Origin of the sequence: Curtobacterium sp. PhB136 (genome assembly GCF_004346855.1) — a bacterium.
Taxonomy (GTDB): domain Bacteria; phylum Actinomycetota; class Actinomycetes; order Actinomycetales; family Microbacteriaceae; genus Curtobacterium.
This window is the reverse complement of the sequence record NZ_SMGH01000004.1, coordinates 1,158,846-1,173,417: the sequence shown is the minus strand read 5'-3', so window position 1 is coordinate 1,173,417 and position 14,572 is coordinate 1,158,846. Positions and strand designations below refer to the sequence as shown.

The 14,572-nt window shown below is 71.7% G+C and carries 16 protein-coding genes, 1 tRNA gene and 1 riboswitch; of the genes, 10 read left to right on the top strand and 7 right to left on the bottom strand.

Translation table 11 applies throughout. From position 1 onward, the window contains the following. Positions 1 to 98: 98 nt before the first annotated feature. From EDF27_RS05690 to EDF27_RS05675, 3 genes are all read right to left on the bottom strand, one after another. A complete protein-coding gene (locus EDF27_RS05690) occupies positions 99 to 992 on the bottom strand; it encodes an anti-sigma factor (RefSeq protein ID WP_132047679.1) in 894 nt (297 codons plus the stop codon). Then, the gene (locus tag EDF27_RS05685; RefSeq protein WP_123656331.1) at positions 989 to 1,588 is read right to left on the bottom strand and encodes a sigma-70 family RNA polymerase sigma factor; all 600 of its coding nucleotides are present in this window, start codon (positions 1,586 to 1,588) and stop codon (positions 989 to 991) included. Before EDF27_RS05685 ends, EDF27_RS05690 begins: the two co-directional genes overlap by 4 nt. A 538-nt stretch (positions 1,589 to 2,126) precedes the next feature. After that, positions 2,127 to 2,756, bottom strand: coding sequence for a DNA-directed RNA polymerase subunit beta (locus EDF27_RS05675; protein ID WP_123656332.1), 630 nt, complete (start codon positions 2,754 to 2,756; stop codon positions 2,127 to 2,129). Positions 2,757 to 2,882: 126 nt separating this feature from the next. On the opposite strand from EDF27_RS05675, the gene EDF27_RS19600 reads away from it, so the two are divergent. The 3 genes from EDF27_RS19600 to EDF27_RS05665 all read left to right on the top strand — a co-directional run bounded on the left by EDF27_RS19600 (position 2,883) and on the right by EDF27_RS05665 (position 3,673). Next, positions 2,883 to 3,044: a hypothetical protein gene (locus EDF27_RS19600; protein WP_165931368.1), complete on the top strand. Its 162-nt coding sequence runs from the start codon at positions 2,883 to 2,885 to the stop codon at positions 3,042 to 3,044. A 54-nt stretch (positions 3,045 to 3,098) separates the two neighbouring features. After that, a tRNA-Lys gene (locus EDF27_RS05670) sits at positions 3,099 to 3,171 on the top strand. A 181-nt stretch (positions 3,172 to 3,352) separates the two neighbouring features. Continuing rightward, the gene (locus EDF27_RS05665) at positions 3,353 to 3,673 is read left to right on the top strand and encodes a hypothetical protein (protein WP_123656333.1); all 321 of its coding nucleotides are present in this window, start codon (positions 3,353 to 3,355) and stop codon (positions 3,671 to 3,673) included. A gap of 12 nt (positions 3,674 to 3,685) precedes the next feature. Here the strand turns inward: EDF27_RS05665 and EDF27_RS05660 are convergent, their stop codons facing one another. Both EDF27_RS05660 and EDF27_RS05655 read right to left on the bottom strand, forming a co-directional pair. Next, positions 3,686 to 4,618: an aldose 1-epimerase family protein gene (locus EDF27_RS05660; protein ID WP_132047677.1), complete on the bottom strand. Its 933-nt coding sequence runs from the start codon at positions 4,616 to 4,618 to the stop codon at positions 3,686 to 3,688. Continuing rightward, the gene (locus tag EDF27_RS05655) at positions 4,615 to 5,454 is read right to left on the bottom strand and encodes a DeoR/GlpR family DNA-binding transcription regulator (RefSeq protein ID WP_207909561.1); all 840 of its coding nucleotides are present in this window, start codon (positions 5,452 to 5,454) and stop codon (positions 4,615 to 4,617) included. The genes EDF27_RS05660 and EDF27_RS05655 overlap by 4 nt, the downstream gene beginning before the upstream one ends. Positions 5,455 to 5,518: 64 nt before the next feature. Here EDF27_RS05655 and galT point away from each other — a divergent pair, with 64 nt between their 5' ends. Continuing rightward, entirely contained in the window at positions 5,519 to 6,616 is a 1,098-nt protein-coding gene (gene galT / locus EDF27_RS05650) for a galactose-1-phosphate uridylyltransferase (RefSeq protein WP_123656335.1), read from the top strand. Continuing rightward, positions 6,613 to 7,749 (top strand): galactokinase, encoded by a 1,137-nt coding sequence (galK, locus tag EDF27_RS05645; RefSeq protein WP_132047675.1) that lies wholly within the window; start codon positions 6,613 to 6,615, stop codon positions 7,747 to 7,749. Before galT ends, galK begins: the two co-directional genes overlap by 4 nt. 602 nt (positions 7,750 to 8,351) lie before the next feature. On the opposite strand, the gene EDF27_RS05640 is transcribed toward galK, so the two are convergent. Both EDF27_RS05640 and glyA read right to left on the bottom strand, forming a co-directional pair. Then, on the bottom strand, positions 8,352 to 9,275 hold the full coding sequence (locus EDF27_RS05640) for a tetrahydrofolate dehydrogenase/cyclohydrolase catalytic domain-containing protein (protein ID WP_123700818.1): 924 nt from the start codon (positions 9,273 to 9,275) through the stop codon (positions 8,352 to 8,354). Then, the gene (glyA, locus tag EDF27_RS05635) at positions 9,272 to 10,633 is read right to left on the bottom strand and encodes a serine hydroxymethyltransferase (RefSeq protein ID WP_260233321.1); all 1,362 of its coding nucleotides are present in this window, start codon (positions 10,631 to 10,633) and stop codon (positions 9,272 to 9,274) included. Before glyA ends, EDF27_RS05640 begins: the two co-directional genes overlap by 4 nt. 29 nt (positions 10,634 to 10,662) lie before the next feature. Next, positions 10,663 to 10,746, bottom strand: a riboswitch (ZMP/ZTP riboswitch). Between the two features lie 39 nt (positions 10,747 to 10,785). Between glyA and clpS the strand changes: the two genes are divergently transcribed. The 5 genes from clpS (at position 10,786) to EDF27_RS05610 (ending at position 14,426) form a co-directional block, all read left to right on the top strand. Then, the gene (clpS, locus tag EDF27_RS05630; protein ID WP_123656338.1) at positions 10,786 to 11,073 is read left to right on the top strand and encodes an ATP-dependent Clp protease adapter ClpS; all 288 of its coding nucleotides are present in this window, start codon (positions 10,786 to 10,788) and stop codon (positions 11,071 to 11,073) included. Next, positions 11,070 to 11,546 carry a DUF2017 family protein gene (locus EDF27_RS05625; protein ID WP_123656339.1) on the top strand — a complete coding sequence of 159 codons (477 nt, stop codon included), beginning with the start codon at positions 11,070 to 11,072 and terminating at the stop codon, positions 11,544 to 11,546. Before clpS ends, EDF27_RS05625 begins: the two co-directional genes overlap by 4 nt. Further along, the gene (locus tag EDF27_RS05620; protein WP_132047673.1) at positions 11,543 to 12,481 is read left to right on the top strand and encodes a GNAT family N-acetyltransferase; all 939 of its coding nucleotides are present in this window, start codon (positions 11,543 to 11,545) and stop codon (positions 12,479 to 12,481) included. Before EDF27_RS05625 ends, EDF27_RS05620 begins: the two co-directional genes overlap by 4 nt. Before the next feature lie 52 nt (positions 12,482 to 12,533). Then, positions 12,534 to 12,977 carry a MarR family transcriptional regulator gene (locus tag EDF27_RS05615; protein WP_123656341.1) on the top strand — a complete coding sequence of 148 codons (444 nt, stop codon included), beginning with the start codon at positions 12,534 to 12,536 and terminating at the stop codon, positions 12,975 to 12,977. 114 nt (positions 12,978 to 13,091) lie between these two features. Beyond that, positions 13,092 to 14,426, top strand: coding sequence for an MFS transporter (locus EDF27_RS05610; protein WP_347812796.1), 1,335 nt, complete (start codon positions 13,092 to 13,094; stop codon positions 14,424 to 14,426). The last annotated feature ends 146 nt before the right edge of the window (positions 14,427 to 14,572 follow it).

Here is a 14,572-nt window from a genome sequence, read left to right as displayed (position 1 = left end):
AGTCGCTGTCGTACGACAGCGACTTCGTCGTTCAGAGTCGAGCGACGGCATCGAGCGACGGCGTCGAGCGCGCTGCGGGCAGCCCCGCCGGCGCCGCGCTACGCGGAAGTGGGGACCGCGACGATGGGGGTCGTCGTCGGCTGCTTCGAGCCGCCGGCGGGCTCGACCGTGATGCCGATCGTCGCACCGCTCGACTTCGCACCGCTCAGCACCGCCGAGCGCACACCGCCGTCCACGTCGTTCATGAGACCCGCGGACTCGATGGTGCCGCCGGACTCCTCGGAGCCGATGTACCAGAGCTCGTACGTCTTGTCCTTCGGCGCGGCCTTGACCCCGTCGAGGATGACCGCGGACTTGCCGAGCTGGTCCGACCACACCACGGTGGCCGTTCCGCCACCGGTGACCGGCGACGTGGACCGCTTGAAGTCGGCGGACGCGTAGATCTGGTCGAGGCCGGACGCTGCCTGCGAGGTGCTGGGACCCGGGCCGGCGTCACCGCTGCCGATGACACCGCCGACGCCGAGACCGACGCCGAGGAACACCACACCGACCGCGGCTGCTGCGCTGAGCATCGCCGCCGGACGCTGGAACCAGCGACGGCGAGCAGCGGCACTGGCCGCACCGCCACCGGAGGTGACCGACGTGACGGAGGCGCTGGGGGCCTCCGGTCCGGAGTCGGAGCCGGCTGCGTGCCGGGCCGCAGCAGGTGCGGACGACGAAGCCGGTGCTGCGACCGGTGCCGGGTCCGCGGCGACCTGCGGGGTCGTCTGGATGGCGGCCATCAGGGCCGCCTTCATCGACGCGGGGGGCTCGATCGGTTCGACCGCGTAGGCGAGTGCCCGTGCGGTCTCGGCGAGCGAGTCGGCCTCGGCGAGGAGTTCCGGGGAAGCAGCGAGTGCCGCTTCGACCTCGCGACGCTCGGCGTCGCTGAGGGCATCGAGTGCGTGGGACCCGGTCATGAGTGCAGGGTCGTCGTGCCGGTCGGTGGTCATGACGTCACCCCCATCTCGTCGCGGAGTCGGATCATCCCGTCACGGAGACGGGTCTTCACGGTGCCGATCGGCACCCCGAGCTGTTCGGCCATCTCGCTGTGCGAGTAACCGCCGTAGTAGGCCAGCTGCACTGCCTGGCGCTGGAACTCCGTCAGCCGCCCGAGGGCCCGGCTGACGCGTTCGTGTTCGATCCGGATCTCCACGGACTCGGAGACCTGGTCGAAGCCGGACTCGAAGTCGCGGATGCCGATCTTCGTGTCCCGGTCGCGGGAGGACTGCGCGGCACGGACCCGGTCGACCGCACGGCGGTGGGCCATCGTCAGCACCCAGCTGGCGGCGCTGCCGCGAGCGGTGTCGAACTTGGCGGCCTGCTGCCAGACCTCGAGGAAGACCTCTTGCGCCACCTCTTCGGACTGGGCGCGGTCCTTCAGGAGCCGCGTGATGAGTCCGAGGACACGACCGGAGAGTTCGTCGTAGAGCTCCGAGAAGGCCTGCTGGTCGCCCTGGGCGACGCGGAGGAGGAGGGAATCCGGCGATGCGGGTGCTGGCTCAGCAGAGCTCCAGCCGTCCGTGTCGCGTTCCACAAGTGCAAGCATTGCAGACTTTCCTCCTTCCGGTTCTCGGGGGTCCGACATACGCGTCAGGCGCTGCCGGGAACTGGGACGGGGTCTCCCGCGCGACTCGCAGGGAATTACTCCGGCCGGGTGAGCCGGGTCGAGTCGCACGGGAGGACCTTCGCCGTGTGACGACCCATGGGATCTTCGTCACACGCTGATGATTCGGCACCCTCGCCCGGTCGGATTGCCCGGGCTCCCGGATTTCTCGTCGCGGGTCCTACAGCGCCGTCTCGCCGCCGCGCCCGGCGGTCCGGTGTCCACCGAGAGTGAACAGGGGCGCGCGCACGGCTCGCGTCTCGTAGAATCGATCTCGCCGGGCCGCAGCAAGCCCCGGGCTCCAAAATTCGCCGCTTCGAGCGGCCTCGCGCCGAGAGGCGCTTCTGCGGCCCGGTTTTTCTCTGCCCCGTTCCGGCGTTCCGGCGTTCCGGCGTTCCGGCGTTCCGGCGTTCCGGCGTTCCGGCGTTCCGGCCGGGAGGCTCGGTTCGGCTCCGACGCGCCACCCGCGTCCGGCTCGGGATCAGTCCAGGGCGTCGCGTCGCCAGAGCGCAGCAGCTGCGGACAGGTCCTCGGCGAGCTCGGCCAGGCGGAACGCCCGGACCGTCAGCACGCTGGCCCGTTCCTCGGCGGTGAGGTCGGAGTCGTCCGCGACGCTCGTCGCCCCCGCCGCCGCGAGCCGGCAGAACGCCGCACCGCGGTCGAGCGCCACGGCGAAGTCACCCGTGTAGAGGCCGTGCAGGATGCTGTCCGCGAGCGTCAGGATCTCCGCAGGGCCGGTCGGCTGCTCGGCGCCGGCGACGGCCTGGTCGATCGTGCCGATGCGCTCCGTGCCGCGGGTGAAGAGGTACGCGATCTCGTCCGGGTTCTGCCGGATCACCGTGCGCATCAGGTAGATCCGCCACAGCGCACCCGGGAGCGTGTGCGCCCCGACGCGTGCCCACAGCTCGGCGACCGCCTCGATGCCGTGCACGTCCGTGTAGGTGACCAGACGCTCGACGACCGCCGGGTCCGGGTCCTGCCGCACGCGGTGGAGCAGCGCGTTCGCGGTCTCGTGCGCGACACGGTTCACGAGCGCGGGGTCCTCGCCGCCCTTGATGGCGGCGAACTCGGCGTCGGTGAAGTGGACTGGACGGTGGTGATCGCGAGGCACCGCAGCAGTGTAGGCGTCGCCGGTGACACGCCCGCCGTTCCTGTGCCCCGAACACGGGCCGCCCCCGTCGGGTACCGTTCTCCGGCGAGGGAGGCACTCCTCCCGGACGTGAAAGAGAGGACCCTCATGAACGCCCTGCTCATCATCCTGGCCGTGATCGCCGTCATCCTGCTGTTCGTCGGCGGGTTCGCAGCGAGCCTGAAGTTCCTGCTCTGGGTCGGTGTCGTGCTGCTCGTCATCGCGATCATCGCCTGGCTGCTGCGGACACTGACCGGTCGCCGGAGCTGACGCACCGCACCTCGGTCTGACCTGGAGGCCCTCGCCCGCTAACCTTGCGGGTGAGGGCCTCTAGCTCAGTTGGTAGAGCACCGGACTTTTAATCCGAGGGTCGTGGGTTCGAGCCCCACGGGGCCCACCTTCGTCGCCGTCGTCGCCACCTCGGGGTACAAGTGCTCCTCAGGCTGCTCATGGCAAGCGCACTGCACAGTTCAGGTCCCGTTCAGCGGACTGTTGGGGTGCCGCCGATAGTGTCGTTCCCGGATCCACTCCTCGTGGGTCACGAGCACCACCTGGAACGACAACGAACGGGGTACACCGTGATCGAGCACATCGACGCCACGCAGACCAGCACCACCGGTGACGCGCGCCGCATCGTGGAGCTCGCCGCAGCGACCGGCACCACCATGAGCGACCAGCTGCTGCTGGACACGCTCCGCCGGAACGCGCAGGTCACGACCCGTCACATCCGCAAGGACTTCGCCGAGGTCGCCACCGGCTCGAGCGTGCTCGGCTACGTGTGCCGACAGCGCAAGCAGTTCATCGCCCTCCGCGGGGACGACCCGGCGTGGGCCCAGGAGATCGGTCGCTACGACTCCGAGTCGCTCGCGGTCGAAGCCCTGCGCATGCGCCGCGGCTGACGACCGGCCGGCTCAGGACCAGACGCGGCGGATCCCCCACGAGCCCGTCCAGGTCTCGTCGGGCTCCAGCCAGCGGAGACCCTCGCCCGAGTTGAGAGCGTCGGCCGGCGCGGTCATCGGTTCGACCGCGACCGCCAGCCCCTTGCCGTCGCCACGGGGGAACTCCCGTGACGTGAACACCTGGACGTAGGGGAACGAGGCGTCCTGCCAGAGCTGGACACCATCGCCCTCCGGTCCGTGCATCGTCGTCCGGCGGATGCCCTCGGCGTCAGGCGTCACATCCGTGTAGGCCGTGTCGAGGTCCGAGTCGCCCGCCCGTCGCCCGGCCCGCAGGTCGAGGTCCGTGCCGTCGACGCGCTCGGTGCCGTTCGGGATCTTCGTGTCGTCGACGGTGAACGCCGTGGCGGCGTCGAGTGTCACGACGAGGTCCTCAGCGGGGGTGTCGCCGGCGCGGAGGTAGGGATGGGCTCCGACCGCGAACGGGGCGCTGACGGCCGAACGGTTCGTGATCTCGTGGGTGATGCGGATCCCGTCGTCCACCAGCTCGTGGTGCACCCGGGTCTCGAGGGTGAACGGCCAGCCGTGCTGCGGGTGGATCGTGGCTTCCTGCAGCACGCTCGTCTCCGTCTGGGACACGACGCGGTACGGCGAGAACCGGAGCAACCCGTGCGAGGCGTTGCCGTACTTCGGCTCCGAGATGTCGAGCTGCTGCCGCTTGCCCTCGTGCTCCCAGGCTCCCCCGGCGACGCGGTTCGGCCACGGGACGAGCACGATGCCGTTCGCGCCCGCAGGGGCCTCCGACGCCGGGAAGGGCTCGGTCAGGTCGAAGCCGGCGACGCGGAGTTCGCGGATGCCCGCGGCGACCTCGGTGACGATCGCCTCGACGACCCCGTCCGGGCCGGCGTGACGGAGGTGGTACTGGCCCCCGGTGGGTGCTGCGGTCATGCGCTGTGGTTCCTTCCCGATGTGGTGCCGTCGGCCACGACGACCTCGACCCCGGCGGCGCGCACCAGCTCGACGAGCTCGGGTGGCGCTTCCGCGGTCACGATGACGTCGATGTCCTCGAGGCCGGTGACGACCCCGATGTGGGCGCGCCCGAACTTCGAGCCGTCCGCCACCACGACGGTACGCCCGGCAGCGGCCCGGAGCATCCGCTTCGCCTCGGTCTCGGGCAGGTTGACGTTCGTCAGGCCGTGCTCGACGTCGACGCCCGTGCCGCCGAGGAACACCACGTCGGCGGCGATCATGGGCAGGACGGCACCGTTGAACGGCGCGACGAGGGAGTGCTGCAGCGGCCGGAGCGTACCGCCGGTGACGATCACGGTGAAGCGGGGCACGGCCCGTTCGAGTGCGAGGGCCGTGGTGAGCGAGTTCGTGACGACGGTGACGCCGACCAGGTCGTCCCGGGCGACGAGGGCCTCGGCGACCGCGGCGGGTGTCGTGCCCACGTCGAGGACCACGCACTGGCCGGAGCGGACGAGCGCGGCCGCGGCGCGGCCGATGGCGGCCTTCGCCACCTGCTGCTCGACGGCGGTCTCCTCGAAGGGCCGCTCGGGTGAACCCACACCGAGCCGGACGGCACCGCCGTGCACCCGCCTGAGCCGTGCCTCCCGGTCGAGGACCGCGAGGTCTTGTCGGACCGTCACCTCGCTCGTGCCGAGTGCGGCTGCCAACGCGGCGGTGCGGACCATGCCGGGGGCGCCGTCGACGATCGTGACGATGCGGTCCTGCCGCAGCGGCGCCGGCATCGTGCCGGCGAGGAAGAGGTCGTCATCGCTCACCCGAGTAGTTTCGTCTGCTTCCGATCACTTTCGCAATGCTTCGTTCGCCCGCTACGATGGATCGGTGATCACCAAGCGCGCGACGAAGCTCGCGGACGGCCGCGACCTCATCTACTTCGACGATGCGGACACGCAGCTGCCCGCCGAGCGTCGCATCGACGAGCGCATGCTCGACCCCCGGCCCGAGACGGCCCGGATGCGACAGGACGTCCTCACGGGCGAGTGGGTGTCGATCGCGAGCAGCCGCCAGAACCGTGTCTTCCTGCCCCCGGCCGACCAGGACCCGCTCGCGCCGCAGTCCGACGCGAACCCGTCGGAGATCCCGAGCCGGTACGACGTCGCCGTGTTCGAGAACCGGTCGCCGTCCTTCGGCCCCGCCCTGCAGGCGGACGACGCTCCGGGTTCGCTCGGCGACCTGACGGACGTCGGGCTCAACCGGACGTTCCGCTCGGTCGGCCGGTGCGAAGTCGTGTGCTTCTCACCGGAGACCTCCGGCTCGTTCGCGTCGATCTCCGAGTCGCGGGCGCGCACCGTCGTCGAAGCCTGGGCGGACCGCACCGCGGCGCTCTCCGCGATGCCCGGCATCCAGCAGGTGTTCCCGTTCGAGAACCGCGGCGAAGCGATCGGCGTGACGCTGCACCACCCGCACGGGCAGATCTACGCCTACCCCTACGTCACGCCCCGCACGCAGCGGCTGCTCGACTCGATCGAGCGCTTCGGGCCCGACCTGTTCGAGCAGCACCTGGCGAACGAGCGTGCATCGGAGCGGGTGGTCCTCGCCGGCGAGCACTTCACCGCGTTCGTGCCGTTCGCCGCGCGCTGGCCGATCGAGATCCACATGCTGCCGCATCGTCACGTGCCGGACTTCGCCGGGCTGACCGACGCCGAGAAGGACGAGCTCGCGCACATGCACCTCCGCCTCACCCGCGGCATGGACCAGCTCTACGGGGACCCGACGCCCTACATCGCCGCGTGGCACCAGGCGCCCGTGCACACCGCACGCGACACCGTGCGGCTGATGCTGCAGATCACCTCGCCGCGTCGGGCGGCGGACAAGTTGAAGTTCCTGGCCGGCAGTGAAGCCGCCATGGGCGCCTGGATCGGGGACCTCGTGCCCGAGAAGGCGGCCGAGTTCATCCGAGGAGGGATCGAGCGCGCATGACGTTCCAGCAGGTGTTCGGGTACGAGCCGACGGTGCGGTACTCCGCGCCCGGCCGCGTGAACCTGATCGGTGAGCACACCGACTACAACGAGGGCTACGTCCTGCCGTTCGCGATCGACCGACGCACCACCGCGTCGATCGCACCGCGGGACGACCGGGTGCTGCGCGTCGCGTCGGCGTTCGACCCGGATTCCGTCGTCTCCCTGTCCCTGGACGACCTCGACCCCGCCGCGATGGACGGCTGGTCCGCGTACGTGTTCGGGATCGCGTGGGCGCTCCGCGAGCAGGGCGCCGACCTGACCGGCAAGACCGGCTTCGACCTCTTCATCGAGTCGGACGTCCCGGTCGGTGCCGGGCTGTCGTCGAGTGCCGCGATCGAGTGCGGTATGGCGCTGGCCTTCAACGACCTGTGGGAGCTCGGGCTCGACCGCAAGCAGCTCGCCCGGGTCGGGCAGTACTCCGAGAACCACGCGGTCGGTGCTCCGACCGGGATCATGGACCAGTCGGCGTCGCTCCTCGGGGAACGGGACGCCGTGGTGTTCCTCGACTGCCGCACGCTCGACACCGCCGTGGTGGACATGGCACTCGAAGCGAACGGGCTCGAAGTCCTGGTGATGGACACCCGCGTCGAGCACGCCCACGCCACGGGCGGGTACAAGGCGCGGCGCGACTCCTGCGAGCGCGGGGCACAGGTGCTCGGCGTCGAGGCGCTGCGCGACGTGACCGTGGACGACCTCCCCCGTGCTGCGGAGCTGCTGGACGACGAGACCTTCCGCCGCGTGCGCCACATCGTGACCGAGGACCAGCGTGTCCTCGACACCGTGCGGACGCTCCGCGAGCAGGGACCGCGGGCGATCGGTGACCTGCTCGTCGCCTCGCACGAGTCGATGCGCGATGACTTCGAGATCTCCGTGCCGGAGCTCGACCTCGCGGTGGCCACGGCCATGGCGAACGGTGCCGTCGGGGCACGCATGACCGGTGGCGGGTTCGGCGGCGCGGCGATCGCGCTGGTCGACGCCTCCCAGCGGGAGGCGATCGGCGCTGCCGTCACGGCCGCGTTCGCTGACGCCGGGTACCGGGAGCCCGCCGTGTTCACCGTGCACGCTGCGCAGGGCGCACGGCGCGACGCCTGACGCGGCGCGGCGCGGCGGCGCGGCGGCGCAGCACGGCGGCGCGGCGGCGCAGCACGGCCACTCGGCCGCTGAACTGGTTCGCCAAAGCGACAGTGGTCGGCGGGGCACCCGCCGACCACTGTCGCTTTCGCGTACCGGTTCCGATCCGGCAGCGCGGTTCGGCCTGGCGGACCGCAGCCGGCGTCCGCGACACGCGTGGTGCCCGCGACGCCGGCGCCCGCGGGGCGGGAGCTGGCGTGGCGGAGGTGGGGCGAGCCTCCAGGCCGGGCGGGTGACGGGCACGCGACGGAAGCGACACGACGCGGCCGTTTGCGCGACGCTTTCGGCGGCGCATTGTCGCTCGATGCGCATGCATCCTCGGGCACGCGACGAAAGCGACAGCACCACGGCAGATGCGCCGCGCAGACCTGTACGTGCTGTCGCTTCCGTCGCGCCACCGCCACCGCCGCACCCGTCCGCCGCCGCCGCCGCTGACCGCCGCCGCCACCGCTACCGCCGTCGCTGACCGCCGCCGACCGCCGCTACCGCCGCCGCTGACCGCCGCCGGCGACCGCCGCCGACCGCCGCCGCCCGCCCGCCCGGACCGCGCCCCGCAAGCGCCGCTACTTCAGGTGGCGCTCCGCTGCCTCCACCACGTTCTTCATGAGCATCGCGCGCGTCATCGGCCCGACGCCACCGGGCACCGGCGACATGAAGCCCGCGACGGACGCGACCTCCGGATCGACGTCGCCGCGGAGCCGCGCCTTCCCCGTCTCCGGGTCCACCACGCGGGTGATGCCCACGTCGATCACGGCAGCACCGGGCGCGACCCAGTCCGGCTTGACGAGCCCGGCAACGCCGGCCGCCGCGACGATGATGTCCGCGCGACGGCACTCCGCCGCGACGTCCGCCGTCAGCGAGTGCGTCAGGGTGGCGGTGGCCTCGAGGCGGGTGAGCAGCAGGCCGAGCGGACGCCCGACCGTCAGGCCCTGGCCGATGATCGTGACGTGCCGACCGCGGATCGGGATGTCGTACGCCTCGAGCATCGCGACGATGCCGCGCGGGGTGCACGGCAGCGGCGCGTCGATCGTGCCGGCGCCACCCGGGACGGCGAGCACGAGCTCACCGAGGTTGATCGGGTGCAGGCCGTCGGCGTCCTTCGACGGGTCCATCAGCTCGAGCATGGGGGTCGGGTCGATGCCGTCCGGCAGCGGGAGCTGCACGATGAACGCGGTGACCCGGGGGTCGTCGTTCATCTGCAGGATCGCTGCTCGGATGTCGGCGGCCGAAGCGGTCGCCGGCAGGTCGATGCGGTGCGAGTCGAGCCCGATCGACGCCGAGTCGCGGTGCTTGCCCGCGACGTACGACAGCGACCCGGGGTTCTCCCCGACGAGGATCGTGCCGAGCCCGGGACGGATCCCGTGCTCGTGCAGGCGGTCGATGCGGACGCGGAGCTCGTCGAGCGTGCGGGCGGCGAGGGCGGTGCCGTCGATGCGGACGGCAGAGCCCTCACCGGCCCAGAGAGCACGCGGAAGGACGTCGCTCACGCGTACAGCGGGAACGCGTCGGTCAGGGCCGTGACCCGGGCCGAGAGCGCGTCGATGTCCGGGTTCGGCATGAGGGTCAGCGCGATGATGTCCGCGACCTCGGTGAACTCGGCGTCGCCGAAGCCACGCGTCGCGAGCGCCGACGTGCCGATGCGGACACCGGAGGTGACCATCGGCGGACGCGGGTCGAACGGCACGGAGTTGCGGTTCACGGTGATGCCGACCTGGTGGAGGAGGTCCTCTGCCTGCTTGCCGTCCACTTCTGACGTGCGGAGGTCGACGAGCACCAGGTGCACGTCGGTGCCACCGGTCAGGACGTCGACGCCGGCACCGCGCGCATCCGGCTGTGTCAGGCGCGCGGCGAGCAGCTGCGCGCCACGGATCGTGCGCTCCTGGCGGTCCTTGAACTCCGGGGTGCCGGCGAGCAGGAACGCGGTGGCCTTCGCCGCGATCACGTGCATGAGCGGGCCGCCCTGCTGCCCCGGGAAGACCGCGGAGTTGAGCTTCTTGAACAGGGTCTCGTCGTTGGAGAGGATCAGACCCGAGCGAGGACCGGCGAGGGTCTTGTGCACCGTCGAGGAGACGACGTGCGCGTGCGGGACGGGCGACGGGTGCAGCCCGGCGGCGACGAGGCCGGCGAAGTGCGCCATGTCGACCCAGAGCTTCGCGCCGACCTCGTCCGCGATCTCGCGGAACTTCGCGAAGTCGAGCTGACGGGGGTAGGCGGACCAGCCGGCGATGATCACCTTGGGCTGGTGCTCGACGGCCTTCGCGCGGATGTCGTCGTAGTCGACCTCGAACGTGGTGGGGTCGACGCCGTACGACACGGCGTTGTAGATCCGGCCGGAGAAGTTGAGCTTCATGCCGTGGGTCAGGTGACCGCCGTGGGCGAGCTCGAGGCCGAGGATGGTGTCGCCCGCGGACGCGATGGCGTGCAGGACGGCGGCGTTGGCGGTGGCGCCCGAGTGCGGCTGGACGTTGGCGTACGAGGCGCCGAAGAGCTTCTTGGCGCGCTCGATGGCCAGCGACTCGGCGATGTCGACGTACTCGCAGCCGCCGTAGTAGCGCTTGCCCGGGTAACCCTCGGCGTACTTGTTCGTCAGGACGGAGCCCTGCGACTCGAGGACTGCGCGGGGCACGAAGTTCTCGGAGGCGATCATCTCGAGGAAGTCGCGCTGGCGGCCGAGCTCCTGCTGGAGGACGGCGGCGATCTCGGGGTCGACCTCGCTGAGGGGGGCGTTGAACGCGGCGCGGGCAGCGGCACGGTCAGCGGCCTGGGTGGCGGCCTGGTCGGTCGCAGCGGGCGCGGGATCGGCCGGCTCGGACGCGACGAATGGGGGCAGATCGGTGATGGACACGGGACTCCTACGGTGCTCGGACGGTCGGTCGGCGCAGCCCAGGCGTACGGCCGCGCACCGTGTCAGGTGTCGCTCCCCGATGGTGACCCATCCAACGCCAGTCGCGACCTGATGATGGTACCGAGCCGCCGTCGCTGTGTCACCCTGGATGCATGACGATGCTGCACCCCGAACTCGACGAGCGCACCGACGTGCGCGCGGACGTTCCGTGGGTCACCGTCGTGTGGGACGACCCGGTGAACCTGATGTCCTACGTGACCTACGTGTTCCAGAGCTACTTCGGGTTCCCGCGGGACAAGGCGGAACGGCTGATGCACCAGGTGGACTCCGAGGGGCGCGCGATCGTCGCGACCGGGTACCGCGAGGAGATGGAGCGGCACGTCGAGGCGATGCACGGTTACGGGCTGCAGGCCACCGTCGACCGGGCCACCGAAGCGTGATCCCCTTCGTCCGTCGCGCCGACGGCATCCACCTCGGGCTGGCCTCCGGCGAGCGCTCGATGCTCACGAACCTCACCGACCAGCTCCGCCAGATCCTCGACGGGGACCTGGACTCCGACCCCGTGACGCTCCGGATGTTCCCGGACGCCTACCCCGGCGACCGCCAGGCCAGCTCCGAGTTCCGCCGCTACACGCGCGACGACCTCCGCACGGCGAAGTCGACGAACGCGGACACCGTGCACGCCTGGCTGACGGGCGAACGCGACGGCGCGTTCACCGCCGCCGACGAACAGTCGTGGCTCCGGTGCCTCACCGACCTGCGGCTGACGATCGCGGACCGGCTGGGCATCGTGGACGCGGAGACCGAGGAGGCGACCCGGCTCGCCGCCGACGGCGTCGGCCTCCGGGACGTCTACGACTGGCTCGGGTACCTGCAGGAACACCTGGTCACGACGATGACCGGCCCGGCGTGACGGTCACCTTCTCGGCGTGCTCGGCTCCTGGCGACGGACTGGAGGCCGTGCTCGCCTTCACCACGGACGAACCCGTCGCGTGGATCGGTGCGGACCGGTACCGGCAGGAGTCGGCGGCGCACAACTACCGTCCGGAGTGGTCGTGGTTCGCGGTGCGCGACGGGCAGCCCGTGGGGCGGGCGCTCTGGTGGGGCGGCGCCGACGCTTCGATCCCGTCGACCCTGGACGACGTGGTGGTCGCGGTGTCGGACCCCGATGAGCGCGTGGCGATCGCCTCCGGCCTGATCACTGCCGGCGCCGAGTCGTTCGGCACGCTCCCCGAGTGGATCGTCGACGTCGCCGTGGACTGGGAGTCGGATCCGCGGGCGGTCGCGGCCGTGGGCTGGCGCGCGGACGCCGCCCGCGCGGCCGGGCTCACCCGGATGACCGAGCGGGTGAGTGTCGTGTGGACCCCGGCGTCCGACGTGCCGTCGCCCGCCGCGTCCTCGGGGCTGACCTTCCGCGGCGGTGCGGACGACGAGTTCCTGGACCTGTTCCGCCGGGTCACGGTCGGCAGCCTCGACGCACACACGCAGGCGACCGTCGCGCAGCTCGGCCCCAGCGGGACGGCGGCGGACGACCTCGCGTTCTACCGGTCGCTCCCCGGTTCCTGTGACGACTGGCGGATCGCGGCCGACCCGGACGGGCTGACCGTCGGCTTCGTGCTCGCGACCCGGACCGCCTACGACGCGGCGATCAGTTACATCGGCGTGCTGCCCCAGCACCGGGGCCGCGGGGTGGTCGACGCGCTGCTCGCCGAGGGACTCCGGGTGCACGACGCCGCCGGGGAGCCGCGGGTCGTCGCGACGACGGACGCCGCGAACACCCCGATGCGGCGGGCCTTCGAGCGCGCGGGCTTCACCGTGACGAAGCGGCGGATCGTCTTCAACAGCTGAACTTGCAAGGCAGCCTTGCAAGGTGCCCTTCCGAAGTCGTAGCATCGAGGGCATGAGCGCGAGCACCGACACCACGGACGTCACCGCGGCCGAGCTCGCCGGCGAAGTCCTGGCGATGCACGGCCGGATGCGGCGAGCGCTGCTGGCCGGCAAGACCGACGACGTCACCGCGTCCCAGTCCGCTGCCCTCGGGCGGCTGCTCCGCGACGGCGAGACCACGATCGCCGACCTCGCACGTGCCGAGGGGGTGCGTCCGCAGTCGATGGGCGCGACCGTACAGGCACTCGTCGACCTCGAACTCGTGGAACGCCGCCCGGACCCCGCGGACGGCCGACGGGCACTCGTCCGCGCGACCCCCGCCGGTGCCGCGGCGCGTGAGGACTCCTGGGTCGCACGGACCCGCGTGCTCGCGGAACGACTCCAGGCCCTCCCGGAAGACGACCGCGTGACGGTCGCCCGGGCCATCGGCATCCTCGGCCCGCTCATCGAGCGCTGACCCACCACCAGGAAGAAGCACCCCGCCACGTCCACGTCCACCGCATCCGTCCCCGTCCAGTCCGGCGGCAGCACTCCCGGCAGCACCGGCAGCGGGTTCGGCCCGAAGCTCCTCATCCCGGTCCTCGTCGGGCCGCTGCTCAACCCGATCAACACGACGATGGTGTCGGTCGCGCTCGCGCCGATCTCCCGTGACCTCGGCATCGGCGCGTCCCAGGCGATCTGGCTCGTCGCCGCGCTCTACCTCGCGAGTGCGATCGCGCAGCCGACGATGGGCAAGCTCGCCGACCGGTTCGGCCCGAAGAAGGTCTTCATGGCCGGGCTGGTCATCGTCGGTGTCGCCGGCGTGGTGCCCGAGTTCCTCACCGGCTTCGGCGGCGCGGTGTTCGCCCGGGTGCTGATCGGCATCGGCACGTCGTCGGCCTACCCCGCCGCGCTGACCACCCTGCGGCAGCACTCGGCGCGCATCGGGAAGCCGACGCCGCCCCTCGTCCTCGGCGCCCTGTCGATCACGTCGCTGGTGTCCGCCGCTGCCGGGCCGCCCCTCGGTGGTGCGCTCATCGCCGGGTTCGGGTGGCACGCGATCTTCCTCGTGAACGTCCCGCTCGCCGCGTTCGGCCTCGTCGTCGCCGGGCTGTGGCTGCCGTCCGACCGGCTCCGCCCGCGCTACGACGCCGACGTGCCGGTGCTCACCGCGCTCGACCCGTTCGGCATGGTCCTGATGACCGGGACCGTCTCGGCGCTCCTGGTGTTCCTGCTCGACATCTCGGCGGGCCTCTGGTGGCTGCTCGGCGTCGCGATCGTGCTGCTCGTCGCCCTCGTGCTGTGGGAGCTCCGCGCCACGAAGCCGTTCATCGACGTCCGGATGCTCGCCCGCAACGGTGCGCTCACTCGCACCTACGCCCGCCTGTTCCTCGTCTACATGCTCGCGTACACGATGACGTACGGGTTCTCGCAGTGGGTGCAGGACGTCGCGGGGTACTCCAGCGACCAGGCCGGGTACATCCAGCTCCCCGCCGCGATCATCGCGGGCGTGGTGTCGTTCTTCATCGCCCGGAAGACCACCGTCCGCGGCCCGCTCATCGTCGCCGCGACCGTGCCGATCGTCGGCGGGCTGCTGCTCCTCGGGCTGCACACGGGGTCGCCGCTCGTGCTCCTCGCCCTCGCGCCCGCGCTGTTCGGCATCCCCCAGGCGCTGGCGTCCGTGTCGAACCAGGCGGCGCTGTACCGGATCGTGCCGCCGGAGTCGATCGGCACCGCAGCGGGGCTCTCGCGGACGAGCGTGTACATCGGGGCGATCGCCGCGTCGTCGCTCATCGGCGGGGTGTTCGGCCAGGCGCCCACCACGGCGGACCTGCACGTCCTCGGCTGGGTGATCGTCGGCATCGCGGTGCTGCTCAGTGCCCTGACGATCTCCGACCGAGCGCTGCGGGCCACCCCGGCGCGCTGACGCGGCGCGCGCTCCGCGGCGGCGCGCGGCGCCGCGCGGCGCGCGCTCCGCGGCGGCGCGCGCTCTGCGGCGGCGCACCGCACAACCAAAAGCGGTCCGAACCACGCGAGCGCGCGGTGCCGATTGCTTTCGGTTGTGCGAACCCA